The organism is Chryseobacterium panacisoli, from assembly GCF_008274625.1.
Taxonomy (GTDB): Bacteria; Bacteroidota; Bacteroidia; order Flavobacteriales; family Weeksellaceae; genus Chryseobacterium; species Chryseobacterium panacisoli.
The window spans coordinates 17,081-38,387 of record NZ_VTRU01000004.1; the positions used below are offsets into that span (position 1 = coordinate 17,081).

Consider the following 21,307-nt stretch of genomic DNA (forward strand, 5'->3'; position numbering starts at 1 on the left):
CTTCCGCTTCCTAATTAATCTACTTTCCAGCTTGGTTTTTCTTCATCTTTATTCCAATCTACATGAATGGTCTGGCCGGATTTTACTTCTTCTCTAACAATCATTTTAGAGATCGGTCTGGCAAGCTGTGCACGGATGACTCCTGAGATCTGTCTTGCTCCATATTTGCTGCTGAATCCACCTAATGCAAGGTTTCTTACTGCATCATCGCTGATCTTTAAGGTAATTCCCAATCTTGTTAATGAAGTATGAAGTGATTTCAACTGAATATTAAAGATTCTTTCTGCAATAGATTCTGTAATCGGTGCAAAAGGAATGATCTCTGTAATTCTTGCTAAAAACTCAGGTCTGAATCGTCCTGAATTTGACATAATCTGCATCAGTGAAGATGATTCCGGAATTTTTCCTTCTTCAAACTGTTTTACAATTTCTTCACTTCCGATATTGGAGGTAAAAAGGATCAATGCATTGCTGAAATCTCCTTCTTTACCCAGTTTATCGTGAACTTTTCCTTCGTCCATAATCTGAAGGAATACGTCAAAAACCGAATGGTGGGCTTTCTCAATTTCGTCAAATAAAACAACGGTATAGGGCTGTTGTCTGATTTTATTGACAAGCATACCTCCTTCTTCGTATCCCACATATCCTGGAGGCGCTCCGTATAATAAAGCTGCGGAATGTTCTTCTTTAAATTCTGACATATCAAAGCGCACCATTGCCTTTTCGTCATTGAAAAGTAATTCTGCCATTGATTTTGCCAGCTCTGTTTTACCGGTTCCGGTAGGCCCCAAAAGGAAGAATGATCCAATGGGCTGCCCTGGTTTATTCAACCCGCTTCGGTTTTCAACAATAGCGTCGGAAAGGATTTTTAATGCATGGTCCTGTCCTACTACTCTGTTCAGCAGAAGTGATTCCATATTCAGGAGTTTTTCTTTTTCCTGAGCCTGGATCTTTCCGATTGGTATATTGGTTTTAGCGGCCATTACGGCTGCAAGCTCAAGCCGGTCTACTTTTTCTCTTTTCTTCGCAGCATGCTGCAGAAGTTCGGCATAAGTATCTTCAATAATCTGCTGAATCTGATCTACCGGCATAGAATTGTCAATGGCAGGCTGCTCACTCAGCGATCCCCAAAGGATTGGGCTTATTTTGTCTCTTAGAAGATTATAAGTCCAGATCAATTCGTCTGCTTTATCTTTACTGTCTGCATATTCTTCTTCTAAAATAGCATCATAGCTTTCTTTCCAGCTGCTGAGTTCTTTTTCAGACAATTCATCAAGCATTTTGATCGCTGCCATTGTTCTGTCTAATAAATCAATAGCTGCATCGGGTAATTTTTTACCTTTTGCATATCTTTTAGCCAAACGTACACATTCCGGAATTGCTGTTTTTTCGACTTCAATACCATGGTGTTTTTTGTAACCTTCAAGAAGTACATCAATCATTTTCACGCAGGTCTTTTCATCCGGCTCATGTACGGTTAATACTTCAAAACGACGATTGAAAGCCTGTTCCGGCTCTATAATTTTTCTATACTCTTCCTGGGTTGTAGCTCCAATTACGGTAATTTCACCTCTGGCAAGCTCTGGTTTCAAAAGATTGGCAACATTTCCGATGCTTCCTTTAGGGTCTAAAAGGGTATGAATTTCATCAATGAAAAGAATGGCTTTTTCAATTTTCTTACATTCATTGATGACTTTTTTCAGGCGGTCTTCAATTTCACCTTTATAGGAAGTTCCGGCAAGTAATGCTCCTGTGTCCAGTTCTAAAAGGGTCCCGTTTTTAAGCATTTCAGGAACATTTCCTTTGATAATTTCAGTAGCAAATCCTTCTACCAATGCTGTCTTCCCTACTCCCGGTTCCCCGATGATGATTACATTGGGTTTGCTTCTGCGGCAAAGAATCTCTACCAGCATTCTGAGTTCTTTATCTCTACCGATGATATTTTCAATTTCTCCTTTTCTCGCCTGTGCCGTTCTGTCTACACAATAGCTTTTAATGGAAGGAAAGGAAGAATCTGAATAGTCTGAACCATTTGAAAATAATGAGGAGAAATCACCATCTTCTGAAACGGTAAACGGTGTATCTTTTCTATACAGATTAAATATCTCATGTTCTCTCAGCGGAAGTGATTTCAGCTGCTGAAGGGAGAATACCACCTGTGGTTTTACAATTGCCGTAAGAATACAGATGGGAGTAATCTCATCTAATCCCAATTTTAAACGGATATCGTCTGCTTCTTCGATAAGGGTATCTATGGCATCATCCTGACCAACTTCATCAGGAAGGTGATTTGTCTTAGGGTATTCTTCAATACGGACATCTGCCCATTCATAAAAATAACCGGGATCTTTATCTATGCTTTTCAGAAATTCATTAAGTCCGATATCTTTATGCATTAAAGCCTGCAGAATATGCGGGCCTCCATAGGTTCCATTATAATTTTCCTTCGCTATCGACTGAGCAATGTGAAATAGTTGCTTTACGGTTTCGTTGGTTACTAGTACTCCCATTTATAATTTTCTTATATTAATATATTTGCGTTCTGTGTTAATGTACAGATCTGATGGTATTGATCCGTATTTTTCATCCCTGTTTATCAGAGAATCAAAAGTTCTTCATTTTGTGTAGCTAAAATTAATTATTTTATTCTAAACGAGATAAAGATAGTTAATTCTTCAATTAGAGAAGTAACAACAGTGTTTTTTTGTTTTTTAACCTGATTCTGGTGGTTAAATTTTATAACAAATTACTGTTCTAAGCCTTCTTTTGCTTTTTTATATATTCAAAAAATATAATAAAATCAAACTGATCCACTGAAGTCCGATATAGATATAGAATAACATCGCTGAGGGTTCTGCCAGTTCATGCAATTTATCAATCAATGTAGTTTTGATAATTTCGGAAAAGTCTGCATTATCATCACCCAGGTTCAGTTCGTCGAACTTTATTTTATTTAAAGCATAGCCTAAAATTCGTTTGAGTATTTTGTTTTCGGAACTATTTTTAAACTCATTCAGAAGTTTAACTTTAGCGATTGCAAAATCAGCACTCGTACGGATTACCGTTGGCTGTTTCGCTTTAAAAATCCCAATTACTTTATCTATAAACGGAATTACAATTGTTTTGGAATGATCCTGAAGGAGTTTGCTGATCACTACAGACATCGCGTATTTTGTAGCAAAAACAACAGTAAAAAATGGAGCAATAATAGTCAATACATAAAAAAGACCTGCTGAAACCGGTTTAGCTTTTATGGTTGTTATTAAAAATGCAACAGCTCCGGTATGTCCCAATGATGGACCTAAACGATCAGATAAAATATAAATTCCCAATATCAGGGTAACAATGGTGGAAATAAGTCCTATTGCATAAATTTTAAATATACTTAGGATGAATGCTGCGGATAGTTTGGAAAAATATTTTAAATGATCCGTGATTTTGTTCATTGATATTCAGGGTTAATTAGTTTAAGTGCTTTTACAAAAAGCAGGTTGGTGTTAATCTTTTTCAATAATCAGATATTTAAAACCGCTGTAAGATATTCAATACTTTTGAGGTAAAAAATATTTGAAATGATTAATCTCCAGCAAATCATCCGTATTAAGAAACTTTGAATGCTGTAGATCAAAAACATGCGATTTCAGGTCAACTTTTGCAAACATTTCATGTTGCTTGCCAGAAAGATAAAACAATACCATATCTCCATTTTTTTCATAAGCACTCTTCTGGTTGGGGTAAAGTTCCTGAGTATTAAACTTTTCAACTTCTTTATTATATTCCTGCATATTTTGACTATTTGAATGACAACTTATTACTATGCCAATAAAAACTAACATCTTAAAGATGATGGACTTCTTATTTTTCAGTTTCATTTTTTGTCCTTTTCAAAAGTAAATATATCTTTTTCAGTAGCCTCTTGGAGTTGGTTATACTTTTTATTCAACTATATATTCTTTTATTTTTGAGTAAGAAATTGATTTCCCTTCATTGTAATAAGCATTATTATCTCTAGCATAAGAAGTATTTCCATTCCCATCCTTTTGCTCTAATATTCTAAAAGATTTACTATCAGCATTTTTTATTACATTTCCTTTATAGTAACAATTTTTCATATCCGAAGCATAGTAACTATCTCCTAAGCCTTTAAAAGTTTTACAATCGGCACCAGTAATAATGCTAAAAGTTGAGCCATACGCCATAGGATTTTCTACAAAAACGAGATTATTATCTTTATAGTAGATATAATTAAGTCTTTTAAATGAAATTGTATCAATAATGCTTTTTAATTTTTCTGTTTTACCATTATCAAGAGCTATTTCATCTATATAGATGTCTTCTGGTTTAATACCTTCAGATATGTCACCATGTGAAACTGTTTTAAAATAAATATTTCCTTCATCGTCTCTATAAAGAATATCTTTTATTTGAGTATATTTTTGTAAATTCTGTATTTTAGAATTTTCTTCTTTAGTCCGATCTTTCTTAATACAACTAATTGAAGAGAAAAGAATGAGCAAACAGATTATACTTACTATTATTTTTTTTGAATTTTCCATACTTTGGTTATAATTGAATCCCAATGTTTTGTTTTTCCAATACTATATCTATTTAAACAAGAATTTGCAAAATTATGGCTTGTTTGTGCCCTAAGTCCTTCCCCTATTTCTTTTAAATCACCTTGCCCTTTTTTCTTTTCGCCGTGTTGATCATACATAATATAAGTCGAGCTACAAATGCCTTTTGTTGCATCAATAACTAATAATAATGTATGAAAGCCTCCTGCTACTGTAAAATAATAGACATGATAACCTATTTCAAGAATATCTTTTAAAAATAGTTGATATAGTTGATCTTTTCCTTTATCAGATATTGAAATAATAGTTTGGTCGACTTCGTAAAACTTTTTTTCTGCTTCCTTATAATCTTTAGAACTATTTATTTTCTCTCTGTCTGATTGATTAATCTTATAATTCTCAAATTCCCAACTTAATTTTACAAATCCATTTTTTTTCATATTATCTCCCCTATCGAATGCTGTTTTGCGGAAAAAAGACACTTCATTTCTTCTTTTATGTGTTCCTCTTTCAACACTATAAACACTTTTATACTCTAATAATAATTCTGATATTCCTCTTTCTGCAGCCCCCATACAATAATTTCCCGCATATTCTGAATGTCCGGTTTTACTATCAACTTGGTTAGAAACATATTTATTCTCACTTATTAACCTATTTCTCTCCGTATTATTAAAAATATCTTTTCCCTTTACATTATTAAAACTTATATAAATCGTATTACTTTCAACACCATCAATATACATTTTTAAATAAGCATTGGTAATTGTTTCATTACATTCTACATATGTTTTTAATAACCAACCTTCTTCTATTTTGTCATATTTTGATGTAGAAAGTTTTATATTGGGACTTGAGGGTTTAATAATAAGTGAATAATTCCCACCCCAATCTTTTTTACTCTCTCCACTTACACGTAAGTATAAAAGTGTTTTTGTTTTAGTAGGGAGTACTTTAATTTTTTCGCAAGCCATAGAAATTGTTGGAATAATTTTCAAACTAGGTTTTCCTGGGCTATATTCTCCTACACTATTTCCTGTTCCCATGAGAATGTATTTTTTTAGGACTACTCAATACTAATTTTCCATCCATCGCTTCTACCCATTTAGATGTAGTTGTTTCTTCTAACTTCTTTCCACAAATAACAGTTTCTTTATTTGTGGTCTTGAGAATCATATTTTTTGATCTTTTAATAATTGCCATACTAAAAAAGATTTGATTTCTCTCCACTATTCCACTCAATGGTTTTAGCACTCTGCATAGTCATATTATCCTGAGTTGTACTGATATCAATAGATCCGGCAAAAGTTTCTGATTTATTAGACTGTCTAAGAAGTGTATTATCAACCATTTCCGTTCTATTATCAGACATCTCCATTCTGTTTCCCGTAGCTGTTTCCATAATATCATTTCCTGCAGAAACTGTAATATTATTTCCTACACTCGTATTTTGGTTTCTCCCCACCGTTGTCGTCATATTCTCACCTACATTAATATTCATATTCTTACAGTTCAAGGTCATGGTTTCCGGAGCAGTGATGTTAATATTGCTTCCGGTAGTATCCAGATGAATTTCATTACCGCTTTTATCTGTAATAATGATGCTTTCATCTTCTGTGAAAACGATTCTGTGTCCACTTCGTGTCTGGATGGATTTTACACGGTTGTCTGCACCACCTCCAAGACCAATTCCTCCATGGAACATTCCTCCCATCACAAAAGGTCTGTCTGGGTGACTGTGAACAAAATTGACCATCACCTGATCTCCTACTTCAGGAATGGCCACATAACCGCGGTTTTGGGTGATCTGATCTGTTCCTCCCGCATCAGGGCTCATTACACGGACAAAGTGGGTGGTATCATTCATCTGCCAGTCAAATCTCACCTGAACTCTTCCCTGCCCTTCCGGATCAGTATTTGAAATTACGGTTGCAATCTGTGGCTGTGCAGCAGGTACATTAAATTCCGGTTTAGGTAAAAAACCAGTATCTGCCGCAATAGATTCAAAAGTTCCTGAATAATGTCCGATCGTATCAATTTCGTGAACGGCTTCTGTTACCATCACTTTGGTAAAATACGAAGTTTTGTTGCTGTCCGGCTTTCTCATGTGAATATCCACAATACATCCCGGATGTAAAAACGGAACTGTGGTAGATCCGGAAACAGAAAATACATTTACTGCTTCGCTTCCTGAAGTACTTCTTTGGGAATGTTCTACATCCAGGTGGGTTGTTGCTTTAATAGGAGCAACCTGAAGCGCCGGAGTTTTATATATTTTATCATTATGGCTGTATGCTGTACGGGCAAGATCACCCAGATGACTTACAGGAGTTTCCCCGGAAGTCAGTTTTTCATTTTTACTGCTGTTATAGCCATAGTATTGAGGTTTTGTATGTACAGCTTTTAATTCTACCCTAACGTTATCTGCGTTGCTTCCGTAGAGCAGTTTGATAGGCTTATTCTGTGGTGGAAGCTTTCCGAAATGCAGTACCTCTCCATCATAATAAAATTGTTCCCCGTAAGCTTCTGCCATTCTTGCCAGATAATTGTAATGGGTTTCATTGTATTGACTGCTGTAAATGATCTGAGAATAATCATTGGTGTCTACCCGTATATCAAACCGTTCTTTATCAATTCCCTGTTTGATTACTTCTTCAGCTATGATACCCATATTAACAGGCTGTCCACCGCCAAAACTTTGGATATGCGGAGCCCCGTCCAGTAAAATTGTTGGACTGTATCCGGAAATCACGATATTTCCAAGACTCATTTTTTCCTGACTGAAACCTACTTTGGTAATGATTCCGACAAAGTTCCGTTCAGGGCTTTTCTCAATATCTTTGTAGGAAATAACGGCAGTAAGGCGCTTTCCCAAAAATTTATTAGCTTCTTCAAGGGTGTGGCTCTGCCTGTCTCCCAATGCGTCATGGGCAAGGATAAGACTGAATTCGTGGTGGTGGCTAGCTTTTTGTTTAAGAGTGAAATGTTTGTAGTACTTAATAATTTTACCTTCCACAACCAGCGACAATTTAACCAGCCGGTTGATTCCTGCATGATGATTCTCGGATATTCCGTCTGCATTTTGTGACGGACGGAAGGAAGATCCTTTTGTCTTTGATTCGGTTTTCATATGCTTTGTGTTTGTGTTTTGTATTAAAGATAACACTATTTTATATAACAGACACTATATAAATAGGTTATGAAGTAATATTTCCTGGTATAAGTTTTTCATTCAGGCAAAAAAAGACCGCCTTAAATTAGGGACAGTCTTTTTTCTTATGAATGTTGATAATGTGTGTAAATTTTAGCTTGAAGGCCAAAGTCCAGCATACTGAGAAGTACCATAGTCAATGGTTTCAGCACTTATTACGAAGCTGATAAGCATGCTATTGCTGTCGATTGCATCAAAATCAACCTGATGTTGAATTACATATCCGTTCTGCCAGTTCAAAGTAATCAATGTTCCTTCTTCGTGAGATTTGTTGAATGTAATTTCTCCCACTGTAGGTTTGTATTTACCATTCAGTAAGCTTTCAAGAATATCAGATTTCTCAGTAGCTTCTACTGTTACTTTGATAAGAGCATTGGAAGGGTCTGATGCTACACGTCCTGACACGTCTGTAGATCTGGATACGCTGTAGTTCATTTTTAACAGCTTCTGTCCTTCACCGTTGTTAAATTTTAAGATTCCTCTTGAATTTCTTTCGGCCATGATTAGTAAATTTTAATCGTTAGTAATATTTTGTGATTCAGTGATTGTTTAGCAAATATAGAGGCTCTTTTTCGCTAAAAAAAACTTTTCAATATAAATCTGAGAAATTGTAGTAGTTCTACGATTTCTTGTCGTAATTCTACGACAATAGATTTAAACACCACACCGCAACACTCATCAATACAGCATTTTAAATTAAATCCCATTTTTAAGATAAAAACCAATTTTGCACTATAAAGAGAAATAATTGAGAAATTACAGTCAGATAATAGATAGTCAATTCGCTTCGCTGTGAATTTTGGATTTAAAATTTAAGGTTTAAAGTTAATACGATTCGACTTTCCGCTTCCGGTTTTTGGACACAAAAAAAGCAGAAGTATGTACTCCTGCTTTTTGATATTATAAAAATGAATTTCTTAATGCTTTGTATATTCCGGTTGTTCTGTCGGAATTCTTGAAGGGGTAAAGTATTCATTAAGCCAGTAGAAAGTCTGCCCGTTCTGCTGGATCTTCACAGCTGGATTATTTCTGTTGGCAAGCATTCTGTCTGCTAAATTTTTGTAGTGATAGAAATAATTTTTCACGGTCTCACTAGGAACAACCTTGGATTTTTTCCAACCTTTCAGTTTGTACTTAGCCATCAGTTCTTCTTCGGAAAGATCAAATCCTGTACTCATTCCAATAGCATAAGACATTGGCTGCTCATAAAGTGCTCCTTTATCCAGGAATTTTATAGTTGGGTTATATTTCTTCAGCAGCTTTACATATTCTTTCACTGCTTTCGCCTGATTAAAGCTTGGACGGTCTGCCTCAGTATTTCTGTATACTTCGGTATAGAAAGCTTTTAAGTTGTCATATTCCGATTCAGAAATAAGGATTCCTTTTTCTATTCCAGGAGTATAATCTTTCAGATCTTTTGGAATATATCCTTTTACAAGGAATGGGCTTCCGTAGTTGATCAGCTGTGCTGCAATTCCTGCAGATACCGGATTGGTAAGGCCCGGATACAGATATTTGTATTTTACATCAACATCTGTTTTTCCTGCTCCCACTGATGAATGGAAATATTCATTAAGTGATTTATCAATATTCTGATTATCTAAAGTAACCTGTGAAATAAGGCTGTCAACAGATTTTTTCAGGAATCCCGGAGTTGTAATATCACCTTTTTTAGGAAAGATAACAAATCCCTGAGACATACTCTGTTTAGGGTAAGCCAGTGAGAAGAATCCTGCATCACCTTCTACCAGACTGAAGTTATTCTTAGTAAGAACATCATACTGGTTGATGATCTTTTGTTTTTTAAGTTCAGCAATATTTTTGGCTGTATTGGTCACAACATTTTCTGCCATCAATACGAAATCGTTGTAGGTATCTGATGATCTTGCACTCGTCTGGAACATGATCAGTCTTGCCTGAGCCTGAGTAAGTGAGCTGATCACACTGTACATATTTCCGCTTTGATTGGCAGAAGTTCCTACAGTGACCACAATATTGGTTTCATCAGATACGTTTGAAAGAAGGTTCCCTGCTGCAGTAAGAGCTTCACCTACCGGCTGATAACCGCTAGTGCTTGCACAGTTCATCTCATTCGTTTTCTGATCAATAAACGCTGTCATTTTGCTGTAGTCCGCACTTAAGTTTGATACAGAAATATTTTCCCCACAAGGATTATTTTTATATAAAACCACTCCATATTTAACATTGTTAAAATAAGATGGTTTTTCAAATCTAAGCTGAAGATCCTGCAGTAGTGATTTTACAATAGGTGCATAAGGAGCATTTCCTGCACTTACATCCAATGCAAAAACAATATTAATATTTTTATCTCTTTCTGTGATCTCTCTGTAACGGTCAAAATAAATAGGCTCACCCAATACGTTCGATACAAAGTTTTTGCTGTAATCTAAAATATTGGTAAAATATTTTGTTTTTGAATCCGGAGTTGGAGCCTGGTCCAATGGAAGATTTACAGGAAAGATATTCTCAAGCTGTGTTCTTTTGTTAACATCTGTAAGAAGAATTGCTTTTTTATTTTCAGCATCTGATCCGGATCCTCCCGGATATCCTTCATAGATTCCTAATGTAGAATCGTTGATTCCTGTTGTATTTTTCAGCTTAATGGCAGAACGCTCTCCCCAGCTGGAAATCACATTAGAACTTACCCATCCGTAAAGTCCTTTGCCGATGCTGTCTATATCAATTGAAGGTTTTTTACCTACTAAAAATCGTTTGTTGTTTTCAGCCTGTTTGTAAACATATACAATTTGTCCGTTTGGAATCTTTACATTGGCTGTCTCAATAAGACTTGGTGAATTGAACACCATAATAGAGTCATTCTTATAGTACCTTTCGGCATTTTTGATGACTTCGCTGTTACTTGGCACTACAGCTACTCTTACAGGATATCCTGTTTTTTCACTTTTTAAAGCATTGTTCCAGAGAAGAAGGTCAGATTCCGGAATCCATCCATAAGTTTTGATGGATTTTGACGAAACTTTTTTCATTAAAGCATCCGGAACATATTCCGCTACTTTTACCATTCCGTCTCTATGTTTTAAAACCATTAAAGGTTCAAGGAATTTTACTTCTTTGTAAGATTTCTCATCATCTTTATCCAGATAAGCGGTATTTCTCGATCTGTCTGAAATAACGATCCATGGAGCCGACTTTTTAGGATATCCGTTAACGACAGGGGAAGCATCCACCTGCCCGTACTGTGACGGTTCCGGGGTTTTCTTTGACGGCAGTTTTACCTGGCAACTCGTCAATAATACTGATAACCCTATATAATATGCTGCTAGAGGAAATTTATTTTTCATCCTATTTTATCTTTAATGATTGGCGCATCCGTACAACCGGATGATATTATTTGCTTTGGTTGATTTCTACTTTGGTTACACACTCCTGCTTATCATCCAGGTTCACTTTCACAGTCTGAATCACTGTGTTTTTGTCAAACTGAAGACCGGCACAATACATGTAGAAGTTGTTCACTTTGCTGTCATTTACCTTTACTACTGTGTTTTCATTGTTACACAGATAGGTTCTCAACAGGTAATTGTAATGCATATTGAAACTGTTTCCATTCGCAATCTGCTGCAGGTGATATTTGAAATCACTATCTACCCTTGCATAAGAATCTTCTACTGAAACTTCTTCTTCTGCAAGAGCATCATAAGCCGGAAGAATCTTGATATGGTGATAGATAGGCTCCTGAGATTCTTCAGTGTACAGCGTTACCACATAGTCTCCGGGTTTTTTGTAGGAATAGATCGTAAACTTATCTTTAGAATCTGTATTTCCTGTTTCTCCGAATTTCCAAGCAAACACTTTCGCATCAGAAATGGCACGGAAAGATACGCTTTCATTTTGCATAGCCTGAGCCACAGCCTCAATGGTCGTTGCATTTTTTGCTGTATCTTTTGCTTTCTGAATGCCTCTTGCGCTTACCATTACAGGGAAAGATTTCGTATACTTATTGTCAACGATCAAACTCACCTGATAGTACCCCGGTTTATTATAGAAGTGAATCCCACTGTTTTTATCTGAAGTTGTACCGTCTCCGAAATTCCATCTTTTGGTTTTCGCAAACTGGGTTTTATCTTCGAATAAAAGTGTGTCTCCTACCGCCAGTGAAGACGGATAAACTACCCCAACAATATCATCGGCTGAATGGATGACTTTTTTCTGCAGCCATAGCGCAACCAATGCTGCGATGAGCAAAGTTGCAACAACACCGATAATAATGTTTTTCTTGTTCTTTTGAAAATAATTCATAGTTAGTAATTGTGATGTGTTTTATGTAAAGTTCCTGGTATTTATTACTTATTGTACTCTCGCTTTCAGATCCTGCTCACGCTGATAAAGCTTATTTTGCTTATCCTTAAACCCGATTCTGCATTCATCTACCTGCTTCTGAAAGATTTTAATGTCTTCTGAGGTAGTTGAAATCACTTTTTTGTCATCATAGTACATTTTATAGAATTTTGCAATCTGAGGATAAGCATCTTTTCTGATATCAACAACATCGGTACTGTTAAAATAGCTGTTAATATCATTAACCCCTAACTGAATATTATTTTCTATAAATGGCTGAGGACCGTCATCGGTAAGCTTTGTGATCATCGTATAGGTACTATCCATGATAGGAATAACAATTTTTTGATGACGCTCAAATTCGGCTTTCTGTTCAAGATTCTGAATTCCTCTTACATCTTCATCAGAAAATGGAGATACAAAACCTTTTAAAAAGATGACTCCCAAAAATAACATGGCAGTCACAAGCATCAGTATTAAATAAAAAAACTGATAATGCCTTTCTTTCTTTGATAATGTGATTTGTCCTTGCATATCTTTCTTTTTTATCTTCTTCTTTTACTTCCTGTGAAATTTCTTGTAGGGTCTTTTCTAAGCTCGTTATTGGTTACCTTTATTTTACCCATACATTCATCCAGATCCCTTAGAACTGTTTTTTTCTTATACTCTACCTCAGTGATCTTGGCCTTTAAGGTCAGCATAGGCACAATCTGCTTCATCAGTATAGCATAATGCTTAAAGCTCTGCGCACTGTCTTTACCCATAATATTCTTGGCATCTCTCACATTATCCATAATACTGGTTCTAAGGAACACTTCATTCTCCACCTTATTAATACTAAGCTGGTTCATTTTGTCATAAATATCATCAATGTGATCTTTAAGAACGTCACTTCGAAGCATCAGTTCTTTATAGGCTTCAGCATCCCGGCTGATTCCCTCACGTTGTATATCATAACTCTTAAAGAAGAGAAATAAGCACGTAAAAGTTACAACCGACAAAACGACAAAAGACAGAATAAACTTCCAAATGCCTATTCTGACGTCAGATTTGTTTAATTTTTTTTCCCTGTTAGAAGACATAATTTGCGATTTGTTTGGCCTGTGAAAATATAAAAAAAAAAATTCATGCACAATACGTAGTTTCCCCAGACCTGTTTCGTGAAAACCCTGATTAAATTAATATTAATTTCCACTTTGATAAGTTTTTCATAAATTAGACCTCTAAATTTTAAATATCATTCGCCAAATCGATATTAAGAATGAGTAAAATATTATCTAATACCGTACGTTTTTCTATTGCTGACAGTGATTTTTATTTTAAAAAAATAATGATCAAAACACTCATGGAGAACCCTTTCTATATGCTTCTGAATGACTGTAACAATGGACACGAGCTGGTAAACAGAATCTACAGAAGGCAGGAGGATGTCTTCATCATTGAGCTATTTATGCCCGTATTAAGCGGAATTGAAGCTATCAAATACATCCGGAAAAACAACTCAGAAACGCCTATTATTACCTATTCCGGCACTTATCAGGAAGATATGGCTGAAATTCTTTCAAAAATTCCCAATATCTATTACTGCCAGAAAAAAAGCACCATTATAAAGGATATTATTAAAGGAAGCATTGCTTCTGAAGACTTTGATTATCAAACCTATTCCAAAGAATGGGAACAGCAGCCCCTTGCCGTACAGGAATATATGGACAGACAGAAAAAGGGACAGGAAGAGCTTTCTCCCGCTGAAATACAGCTGATGAGATTCTGCTATGAAGGCTTCAGTAATAAAGAAATTGCAGAAAAACTTAACCTGAGCACAAGAACTATTGATACTTATATCAACCGGCTTACAGAAAAGCTGGGCCTGAAAACCAAGCTTCATCTTATACGTTTCTGCGTAGAAAACGGATATTATAATTCCAGTTTATAAAAATTCTGATTTCTAATTAAAATTTAAAATTCCGGATAACCGGTGGAGACTGAAAAGGGTTCGTGAATACTTAATATAAAGTAAGAAAACCCTGCAGGACCCATCCTACCGGCATTTATTAAATTTTGTTCATTATTTTTTTTGTACCTTTATACCGTTAGATTATTTTATTGTTAAATTATTATAATCCTGCCTTAATATAGCATATACATTAAGAGCTCAACGATTTGAATAAAAATATTTTGCCACTAATTTGCTAGTATTCAATTTTTTTAACTAAATTTGCACACCTAAAATTTAAAATTAAAATAAGGAAATGACAAAGGCAGAATTGGTAAACACCATCTCAAATAAGTTGGGAACAGAAAAGAATGAAACACAGAAAGTTGTAGAAGCTTTTATGCAGGAGATCAGAACTTCTATGTATAATGGGGATAACGTTTATCTAAGAGGTTTTGGATCTTTTATCATTAAAACAAGAGCTGCTAAAACAGGAAGAAATATTTCTAAGAACACTGCAATTGAGATTCCTGCTCATAACATTCCTGCTTTCAAACCTTCAAAATCTTTTGTTGAGAAAGTAAAAACTAAAGTTGCAGTAAAATAAGAACATTAACTGAATATTAACTAGTTACTAAAAAATTAAAATTATGCCAAGCGGAAAGAAAAGAAAAAGACACAAGGTTGCGACTCACAAAAGAAAGAAAAGAAGAAGAGCAAACAGACATAAGAAAAAATAATCTCTCCTTCTAGAGATTTACAATATAATAATATAGTTGGTGGATTTAAATTTTTAAAGTTCACTAACTATATTTTTGTTTGCAACTATAAGATTCCGCGGAAAACGGAGGGTTTCAAATATTATTTTAATAAACATATAATGGTTTTCATTCAAAATCCTTATATTTAATAGATGAATTAATCGAGAAAAACATCCACTTCCTATAATCTTAACAATTTTATCTTATTAAAAAATGAAGAAAGAACTAATAGTTTCGCATGAAGATGATCTTACAAAGATTGCATTACTGGAAGACGGAAGACTATGTGAACTTCATGAGCAAGAGGACAAAAGCGATTTTATAGTTGGAGATCTGTTTATAGGAAAAGTCAAAAAACTAGCCCCCAACCTGAATGCAGCATTCGTTAATATCGGATATGACAAGGATGCATTTCTGCATTATCAGGATCTGGGACCTCAGTATCTTACATACAGAAAGTTTTTAAAAGATACTATTTCTAAAAAACAAAGCACTTCAAGCTTAAAGAATTTCGAGATACAACCCGAAATAGACAAAAATGGAACGGTAGATAAAGTGATCGCCAAGGACGACATAGTTCTTCTGCAAATCACGAAGGAGCCAATTTCTACAAAAGGCCCAAGAATCTCTACCCAAATCTCTCTGACAGGACGCTTTCTGGTTCTGATCCCTTTCGACAATAAAGTTTCTATTTCTAAAAAGATCAGAAGTTTTGAAGAAAAGGAAAGACTGAGAACCCTTATCGACAGCATCAAACCTGAAGGTTTCGGAGTTATCATCAGAACAGTAGCCGAAGGAAAAAAAGTAGCGGATCTTCATAACGACATGAACCAGCTGGTTCAGAAATGGGAAAGCACTTTTAAAAATATTCAGAGAAATAAAGTTCCGTCCAAAGTTTTAAGCGAAGAAGACAAAGCTTCAGCTATTTTAAGAGACAATTTTAATCAGGATTTCGTCAATATCATCTGCGATGATGAGCAAATGGTAAACGAAATGACAAATTACGTGGAAGTAATTGCCCCTGAAAAGAAAAATATTGTCCAGTTTTATGATTCCCATATTCCTCTTCTGGAATATTACAATGTTGAAAAACAGCTTAAACAGAGCTTCGGAAAACACGTTAACATTCCAAGTTCCAAAGGCGCCTATCTTGTTATTGAACACACAGAAGCACTTCACGTCGTTGATGTGAACTCCGGCAACAATATTACTACCGGAGCCGCTGTCAATAAAGAACATGCACTGAAAGTGAACAAAATGGCTGCCACTGAAATCGCAAGACAACTTCGCCTCCGCGATATGGGAGGGATCATCGTTATTGATTTCATAGACATGCCGAATTCTGATCACAGAAGAGATCTTTACGAGCATCTGAAAGAGGAAATGAAGCGCGACAAAGCACGCCATAAAATACTTCCTCCAAGTAAATTTGGATTGATCCAGATCACCAGACAAAGAAATCGTCCGGAAAAACAGATCGATACCAAAGAAGAAAACCCGAACAAAGACGGAGAAATTGTAGCTCCTATTGTTATCGTGGAAAGAATGGGTGAAACCTTAAGAAATATCCTGCAGAAAGAAAAAGGAAAAATATACCTGCATGTACACCCGTTTGTGGAAGCCTACCTTACAAAAGGCATCAAAAGCATCCAGATGAAATGGTTTATCAAATACAAAAAATGGGTAACCATCGTTCCAAGGGATTCTTTTAAATACCTAGAATACAAAATCTACAATGCTAAAAAAGAAGAATTAATAGAATTCTCTAATTAAAAAATTTAAAACCTTCAGTTGTACTGGAGGTTTTTTTATTGCTATTTAGTATCGAAGTTGACTAAAGCCACCCTATTGAATTTTAATAACAACATCTTTTATCTTTTATCTTTTATCTTTTTATCTTTAAACTATGAAAAACCACCATTATAAAATAGCCGTCCAGTGGACAGGCAACCAGGGAACAGGAACCAGCGGATATAGAGATTACGAAAGAAGCCACACTATTTCAGCACAAAATAAAGTTTTAATTGAAGGTTCGTCTGATCCCGCATTCCGAGGAGACAGAAAGAAGTATAATCCTGAAGAAATGTTTTTATCTTCTCTTTCCTCCTGTCATATGCTTTGGTATCTCCATTTCTGTTCTGAAGCCGGCATTGTTGTAACAGAATATACTGATGAAGCTACTGGTATAATGGAAGAAACAACCAGTGGAAGCGGCCATTTTACGGAAGCAACCTTACATCCCAAAGTAACAGTTGCAGAAGAATCAATGGTTGAAAAAGCACAACAGCTTCATCATAAAGCCAACGAATTTTGTTTCATTGCCAACTCGGTCAATTTTCAGGTGAAGCATATCCCTACCACGTTATTTAAATAACACAACATCTTAAATTAAATTCATGAAACAATGATGAACAGTACATTTTAACAGTAATAACTCTAAAAAACTCCACTAAAAGAGAATTATTTAATAAAAAATCAATAAAAATAATGTTTTACCATCAATAAAAATACAATAATTTCAAAATATTTGTCAATTTTATCTAAAATGTAAAGTTTTTTTACTATTTTTATATAAACAAAACAGACCATGATGAAACCAAGATTGACAATTTTTGATGAACCCATGCTGTATACAGAGGGATTATCAAGACTGCTTTCACAAAGCAAAATTTTTAGTACCATTGACATTTGTAATTCTTTAGAAACCCTCTCCAAACATTTAAAAGAAGAACCATCGGAAATGCTTATCATGAGCTCCAATATGCTCATGCTTACAGAAATCTGCAAGTTGGTAGAAAGCATTATTTCCCAATATAAAAACATCAAAATCATTGTCATAGGAAGCTCTTATGATGTGATAGATATGCGGAAGCTCTTCAACAAAGGCATCAAAGGCTATCTGGACAAAAACTGCACCTATGATGAGTTTCTGAAATCCATTAATGTTTTACTCCTTAATGAGATCTATATCTGTGATCATGCAAAGGAAAAAATGATGAATTTCATCAGCAGCGAACAGGAAAAACAAAGCCCACACATCAAAGAACCCCTCACCCGCCGTGAAATGGAAATCCTTAAACTGATCTGTGACGGATGCAGCAGCAAAGATATCTCTGAAAAACTTTTTATCAGCATCAATACGGTAGAAACACACCGAAAAAGAATTCTTTTGAAACTCAATGCGAAAAACTCAGTCGGAATTGTAAAATATGCTATTGAGAATCATATTATCGACTGAAATTCCCCCATGAAAAACTCAAAAAATTCCAAACTTTACAGTCTGGAATTTTTTTTTGCCTGAATTCATTTCTTATTGCTAAAATCAGGCGCAACTTATTATTAATCCAAATTCACTGTAAGATCATCAGAAGTGAGACATAGAGATCAGAAATTGAGCTATGAAAAAGTTTCTCTACACTTTTTACCTTATTGCTTATCTGCAAACAACTCAAATCTCTAATCTCTGAGCTCACAACTTGGAACTTTAAACTTTAAAACCCTGGCTTTTAATATCTTTAGCCAATTTGTTTTGCAAAGCCCATCATTGATAATGAAAAGCAGCCAAACAAGATTAAACTCAAACTTAAAAGCCTTGAACTTTGAACCTTATTCATAATCCGGCATCTCCCCGTTACTGAAAAGCGCCGTCCGGGTAAGATCTGTCATACTGCTATTAAGGTCAATAACCATCACATTTCTTTGCGAAATATTATCATTGGAAGTGTTCATAAAAATAATCTGCGCATTATTCGGTGAGAATCTTGGGTCAAGATCATTGGTTCCCATCACTTTTTCGCTTTCGGCGGAAATATCACTTATAACATCTGTGACGAGATTATAGATGAAAATATGCGAATCCAATTGTCTGTAATTTCCACTTCCGTCCAGATATCCTGAGACATCACGGGTAAAAAGAAGAAGCTGTCCGTCTACAGAGAAATTCAGTCCACCGCTGGCTCCCGGAGAACCGGACAATACGGTTTTAAGGACAGTTCCCGTCATGTCTATAACATAAACCTTGGTATTATAACCATTATAATCGTTGGTTTTCAAAGCTATTTTACTACCATCATAACTCCAGTCGCATTCCGATATCATACTTCCGTCAGGAGTAGTGTATACCAGACTCAGGCCGCTGCCGTCTTTATTGATCCTGTATAGTTTATTGAAGTTAGAATAAATAAGCTCCTTACCGTTTGTACTCCATGCAAAATCCATTTCATAATTATTAAAACCCGCCACTGCCACAGTTGTTACTTTAAAAGGATTGGAACCGTCAGGATTGGCTGTATAAATATGAGTACTTCCGCCTTCTGTACGAAGGAAAGCAATGAGACCCGCATTATTATTCTTACGTGGCCGCCAGCTGTTGTAGGAAGAATTGGTAAACTGGAAATTATTTCCCTGATCATCACTGGAGATGATAACGAAGTTTCCATTCTGCTTTTGGGCATAATGGTACCTGTTGGCCGGCACCGTATTGGTAGTAAATTTACTGATAGAGCTTAAAACTGGCTGGTGAATGCCGTCCGAAACAGACACCTGCCAGAAGTAACTTACACCAAACTTCAGATTTGAAAGCGTATAATGATTAGCTGTCAAATCATTAACCTGAATCACATTAGTGTCAAGATTATTTTTAATTGCCAAACTGTATTTTAAAACATCCGCTGTATCCGGATCTGTTGCGCTCCAGGTTAATTCGACGCTCAAAGGTTGATTTACTGCGTTATCTATCGGACTTAGCAACTGTGGTGTAGCGGGAGGAGAATTCAATGATGTATCATCATCCATTTCAAAAACTGCTGTTACCACTTGATTTTGATTCTGTATATTGACGGACTGAAAACTGGTAATATATCCTGAAAGCTCTGCTTTTACAGAATAATTGCCTACCGGCATAGCTGCGATTTCAAAAGAACCGTCTGTACCGCTAAAAACCGTCTGTGTTGTAGGGTTGGTAAAGATTTTCACATTTGAAAGCGGTACATTACTGCCTCTTTTTACAACTTTTCCTTTTAGAGTTCCTGTTTGAGCCTGTTCTACAAGGTCTTCATTGCATGAAAACAGACAAAAAGCAAAGATGAATATGCTGAGTATTTTAATTAAAGTTTTCATAATTCGTGTTTTTATTTGTTTCCGAAGTAAAAATTGATTCCTATACCGAAGCGTAAAGCCTGATCTTTCCTTTTTCCATTCACAAGGCCTTCCCAGTTATCTTTAAAGCCCAGGTCATATTGAGCCGAAGCTCTCAGTGAAACATTCCGGCTGATCATATATTCCAGACCTCCTCCGAACTGTGCTTTATATTGGGGTTTGTATTTTGATGAATACATTGCTCCTGCCCCGCCGTATATGTATGGACTGAATCTGTATTTAGGAAAAAGCAGATACTCCAGGTTCACTTCGGGGCCGAAATAGTTTCTTTTCACAATATTTGAATTTTCCAGCGTAAAATAACTGCCATTCAATTCAACATTCAGGTAAGGAGTAAGGAAATATTTGAATCCTATTTTGCCTCCTGCATTCATTTTTGGGCCTACGTAGTCATCTTTCACTTTTTGCCCTTCAACATTGGCAAATACAGAAACTTTCTGTCTGTAGTTCTCCGGATATTTGCCGCCCACTGCCCTTCCGTTATTTTGCTCCTGCTCTCTGTTATATTCATTAATTAAAGCCTCGTATCCTCCATTGGAATCTACCGCTTTCCCCCAGATTTTATCTCTTATTCCTTCTACAATAAGAGATTTTACTGCTTTTTCAATAGCCTCGGTTACAGCAAGCTGAACGGGCTCATTCTGGGTGAGTCCCACCTCAGCTTCCAGCAGTCTTTCTGTATCAATATATCTGAAAAAACTTCCGTTGACGCTGGTTGAAAGAATGGTTTTAGAGGTATAAACTGTTTTAAGAATTTCTCCGTTAAGGGTAGAAACAGCACGAAGGTAAATAGTAATTCTGTCCTGGCGGTATTGTGTAGAAGCACCGATTCCGAAATACCTTGCTCCAAGCCCTCCGGTGAGAATATTGCTGTCATAGGAGATGACGCCGCCTTCAAGAAGAATTCCGGCATATAAAAGAGGAGGAAGTGCCTGACTGTTTTTATCTGCATCCTTTATATATTCCTGTCGTGTGGAACGGATGATTTGTCTTTCATTGAGAAGATTGGCAATATTTTCCCTTTCAATAGGGATAAACCAATGGCTGTCTTCTAATGCCTTGATAAGAATGGTAGTGGTTCCCTGAGGGACTGCCGTGCTCCAGTTGTTTCCGTTTTCGGAAGGTTTGTACTGGCCGGTCTGATCCCGGAATTTGTAGACCCCTATTACAATTTTTTCTTTGGGAAGGGGAAGATTTTTCAATTCTGCGGTAGAGGAAGTAACCTCACCCATTGTTGGTTTTTCGGGATCCGAAGGTAAACCAAATATTGAACTGCAAGCCTGCAGAATGCATAGCAGGAAACTACAGAAAAAGATTCTGGTGTAAGTGTAGGTTGTCATGGTAAGTTTAT

General features: G+C 35.9%; 19 protein-coding genes. 5 read left to right on the forward strand and 14 right to left on the reverse strand.

From position 1 onward, the window contains the following. Positions 1 to 14: 14 nt before the first annotated feature. The 12 genes from FW781_RS15690 to tssO form a co-directional block, all read right to left on the reverse strand. Positions 15 to 2,510 carry an ATP-dependent Clp protease ATP-binding subunit gene (locus tag FW781_RS15690; RefSeq protein WP_149388305.1) on the reverse strand — a complete coding sequence of 832 codons (2,496 nt, stop codon included), beginning with the start codon at positions 2,508 to 2,510 and terminating at the stop codon, positions 15 to 17. A 264-nt stretch (positions 2,511 to 2,774) separates the two neighbouring features. Next, complete coding sequence (locus FW781_RS15695; protein WP_149388306.1) at positions 2,775 to 3,446, reverse strand: hypothetical protein; 672 nt, start codon at positions 3,444 to 3,446, stop codon at positions 2,775 to 2,777. 96 nt (positions 3,447 to 3,542) lie between these two features. After that, positions 3,543 to 3,872 carry a hypothetical protein gene (locus tag FW781_RS15700; protein WP_149388307.1) on the reverse strand — a complete coding sequence of 110 codons (330 nt, stop codon included), beginning with the start codon at positions 3,870 to 3,872 and terminating at the stop codon, positions 3,543 to 3,545. Between the two features lie 63 nt (positions 3,873 to 3,935). Continuing rightward, the gene (locus tag FW781_RS15705; RefSeq protein WP_149388308.1) at positions 3,936 to 4,556 is read right to left on the reverse strand and encodes a DKNYY domain-containing protein; all 621 of its coding nucleotides are present in this window, start codon (positions 4,554 to 4,556) and stop codon (positions 3,936 to 3,938) included. Next, complete coding sequence (locus FW781_RS15710) at positions 4,535 to 5,620, reverse strand: hypothetical protein (RefSeq protein ID WP_149388309.1); 1,086 nt, start codon at positions 5,618 to 5,620, stop codon at positions 4,535 to 4,537. The genes FW781_RS15705 and FW781_RS15710 overlap by 22 nt, the downstream gene beginning before the upstream one ends. Next, positions 5,604 to 5,750, reverse strand: a complete 147-nt coding sequence (locus tag FW781_RS22500) for a hypothetical protein (RefSeq protein ID WP_172625742.1) — start codon at positions 5,748 to 5,750, stop codon at positions 5,604 to 5,606. The genes FW781_RS15710 and FW781_RS22500 overlap by 17 nt, the downstream gene beginning before the upstream one ends. Before the next feature lie 28 nt (positions 5,751 to 5,778). After that, the gene (locus FW781_RS15715; protein ID WP_149388310.1) at positions 5,779 to 7,704 is read right to left on the reverse strand and encodes a type VI secretion system Vgr family protein; all 1,926 of its coding nucleotides are present in this window, start codon (positions 7,702 to 7,704) and stop codon (positions 5,779 to 5,781) included. A gap of 174 nt (positions 7,705 to 7,878) precedes the next feature. After that, positions 7,879 to 8,286, reverse strand: coding sequence for a type VI secretion system tube protein TssD (gene tssD, locus FW781_RS15720; RefSeq protein ID WP_034697144.1), 408 nt, complete (start codon positions 8,284 to 8,286; stop codon positions 7,879 to 7,881). Between the two features lie 416 nt (positions 8,287 to 8,702). Further along, a complete protein-coding gene (gene tssR, locus FW781_RS15725; RefSeq protein ID WP_149388311.1) occupies positions 8,703 to 11,108 on the reverse strand; it encodes a VWA domain-containing protein in 2,406 nt (801 codons plus the stop codon). 46 nt (positions 11,109 to 11,154) lie between these two features. Next, positions 11,155 to 12,066, reverse strand: coding sequence for a PKD domain-containing protein (locus FW781_RS15730; protein ID WP_149388312.1), 912 nt, complete (start codon positions 12,064 to 12,066; stop codon positions 11,155 to 11,157). A gap of 48 nt (positions 12,067 to 12,114) precedes the next feature. Beyond that, positions 12,115 to 12,639 (reverse strand): type VI secretion system transmembrane protein TssO, encoded by a 525-nt coding sequence (locus tag FW781_RS15735; RefSeq protein ID WP_047382771.1) that lies wholly within the window; start codon positions 12,637 to 12,639, stop codon positions 12,115 to 12,117. Positions 12,640 to 12,650: 11 nt separating this feature from the next. Beyond that, positions 12,651 to 13,187, reverse strand: a complete 537-nt coding sequence (gene tssO / locus FW781_RS15740) for a type VI secretion system TssO (RefSeq protein ID WP_149388313.1) — start codon at positions 13,185 to 13,187, stop codon at positions 12,651 to 12,653. Positions 13,188 to 13,366: 179 nt separating this feature from the next. On the opposite strand from tssO, the gene FW781_RS15745 reads away from it, so the two are divergent. The 5 genes from FW781_RS15745 (at position 13,367) to FW781_RS15765 (ending at position 18,037) form a co-directional block, all read left to right on the forward strand. Next, on the forward strand, positions 13,367 to 14,038 hold the full coding sequence (locus FW781_RS15745) for a response regulator transcription factor (RefSeq protein WP_149388314.1): 672 nt from the start codon (positions 13,367 to 13,369) through the stop codon (positions 14,036 to 14,038). A 316-nt stretch (positions 14,039 to 14,354) separates the two neighbouring features. Beyond that, complete coding sequence (locus tag FW781_RS15750) at positions 14,355 to 14,645, forward strand: HU family DNA-binding protein (protein ID WP_002984212.1); 291 nt, start codon at positions 14,355 to 14,357, stop codon at positions 14,643 to 14,645. Between the two features lie 367 nt (positions 14,646 to 15,012). Beyond that, entirely contained in the window at positions 15,013 to 16,572 is a 1,560-nt protein-coding gene (locus FW781_RS15755) for an Rne/Rng family ribonuclease (protein WP_149388315.1), read from the forward strand. Positions 16,573 to 16,705: 133 nt separating this feature from the next. Further along, positions 16,706 to 17,173 carry an OsmC family protein gene (locus FW781_RS15760; protein ID WP_149388316.1) on the forward strand — a complete coding sequence of 156 codons (468 nt, stop codon included), beginning with the start codon at positions 16,706 to 16,708 and terminating at the stop codon, positions 17,171 to 17,173. A 213-nt stretch (positions 17,174 to 17,386) separates the two neighbouring features. Further along, complete coding sequence (locus FW781_RS15765; protein ID WP_228720214.1) at positions 17,387 to 18,037, forward strand: response regulator transcription factor; 651 nt, start codon at positions 17,387 to 17,389, stop codon at positions 18,035 to 18,037. A gap of 368 nt (positions 18,038 to 18,405) precedes the next feature. Here FW781_RS15765 and FW781_RS15770 read toward each other — a convergent pair whose 3' ends face one another. Continuing rightward, positions 18,406 to 19,917 carry a carboxypeptidase-like regulatory domain-containing protein gene (locus FW781_RS15770; RefSeq protein ID WP_149388317.1) on the reverse strand — a complete coding sequence of 504 codons (1,512 nt, stop codon included), beginning with the start codon at positions 19,915 to 19,917 and terminating at the stop codon, positions 18,406 to 18,408. An 11-nt stretch (positions 19,918 to 19,928) separates the two neighbouring features. Next, positions 19,929 to 21,296, reverse strand: a complete 1,368-nt coding sequence (locus FW781_RS15775; protein ID WP_149388318.1) for a CsgG/HfaB family protein — start codon at positions 21,294 to 21,296, stop codon at positions 19,929 to 19,931. Between the last annotated feature and the right edge of the window lie 11 nt (positions 21,297 to 21,307).

Excerpts from the sequence above, each read along its gene's own strand:
- tssO (WP_149388313.1), bottom strand. The coding sequence starts at position 13,187 with ATGTCTTCTAACAGGGAAAAAAAATTAAACAAATCTGACGTCAGAATA.
- FW781_RS15770 (WP_149388317.1), bottom strand. The coding sequence starts at position 19,917 with ATGAAAACTTTAATTAAAATACTCAGCATATTCATCTTTGCTTTTTGT.
- FW781_RS15705 (WP_149388308.1), bottom strand. The coding sequence starts at position 4,556 with ATGGAAAATTCAAAAAAAATAATAGTAAGTATAATCTGTTTGCTCATT.
- FW781_RS15710 (WP_149388309.1), bottom strand. The coding sequence starts at position 5,620 with ATGGGAACAGGAAATAGTGTAGGAGAATATAGCCCAGGAAAACCTAGT.
- FW781_RS15735 (WP_047382771.1), bottom strand. The coding sequence starts at position 12,639 with ATGCAAGGACAAATCACATTATCAAAGAAAGAAAGGCATTATCAGTTT.
- FW781_RS15745 (WP_149388314.1), top strand. The coding sequence starts at position 13,367 with ATGAGTAAAATATTATCTAATACCGTACGTTTTTCTATTGCTGACAGT.
- tssD (WP_034697144.1), bottom strand. The coding sequence starts at position 8,286 with ATGGCCGAAAGAAATTCAAGAGGAATCTTAAAATTTAACAACGGTGAA.
- FW781_RS15760 (WP_149388316.1), top strand. The coding sequence starts at position 16,706 with ATGAAAAACCACCATTATAAAATAGCCGTCCAGTGGACAGGCAACCAG.
- FW781_RS15695 (WP_149388306.1), bottom strand. The coding sequence starts at position 3,446 with ATGAACAAAATCACGGATCATTTAAAATATTTTTCCAAACTATCCGCA.
- FW781_RS15755 (WP_149388315.1), top strand. The coding sequence starts at position 15,013 with ATGAAGAAAGAACTAATAGTTTCGCATGAAGATGATCTTACAAAGATT.
- tssR (WP_149388311.1), bottom strand. The coding sequence starts at position 11,108 with ATGAAAAATAAATTTCCTCTAGCAGCATATTATATAGGGTTATCAGTA.
- FW781_RS15750 (WP_002984212.1), top strand. The coding sequence starts at position 14,355 with ATGACAAAGGCAGAATTGGTAAACACCATCTCAAATAAGTTGGGAACA.
- FW781_RS15775 (WP_149388318.1), bottom strand. The coding sequence starts at position 21,296 with ATGACAACCTACACTTACACCAGAATCTTTTTCTGTAGTTTCCTGCTA.
- FW781_RS15690 (WP_149388305.1), bottom strand. The coding sequence starts at position 2,510 with ATGGGAGTACTAGTAACCAACGAAACCGTAAAGCAACTATTTCACATT.
- FW781_RS15700 (WP_149388307.1), bottom strand. The coding sequence starts at position 3,872 with ATGAAACTGAAAAATAAGAAGTCCATCATCTTTAAGATGTTAGTTTTT.
- FW781_RS15715 (WP_149388310.1), bottom strand. The coding sequence starts at position 7,704 with ATGAAAACCGAATCAAAGACAAAAGGATCTTCCTTCCGTCCGTCACAA.
- FW781_RS15765 (WP_228720214.1), top strand. The coding sequence starts at position 17,387 with ATGATGAAACCAAGATTGACAATTTTTGATGAACCCATGCTGTATACA.
- FW781_RS15730 (WP_149388312.1), bottom strand. The coding sequence starts at position 12,066 with ATGAATTATTTTCAAAAGAACAAGAAAAACATTATTATCGGTGTTGTT.
- FW781_RS22500 (WP_172625742.1), bottom strand. The coding sequence starts at position 5,750 with ATGATTCTCAAGACCACAAATAAAGAAACTGTTATTTGTGGAAAGAAG.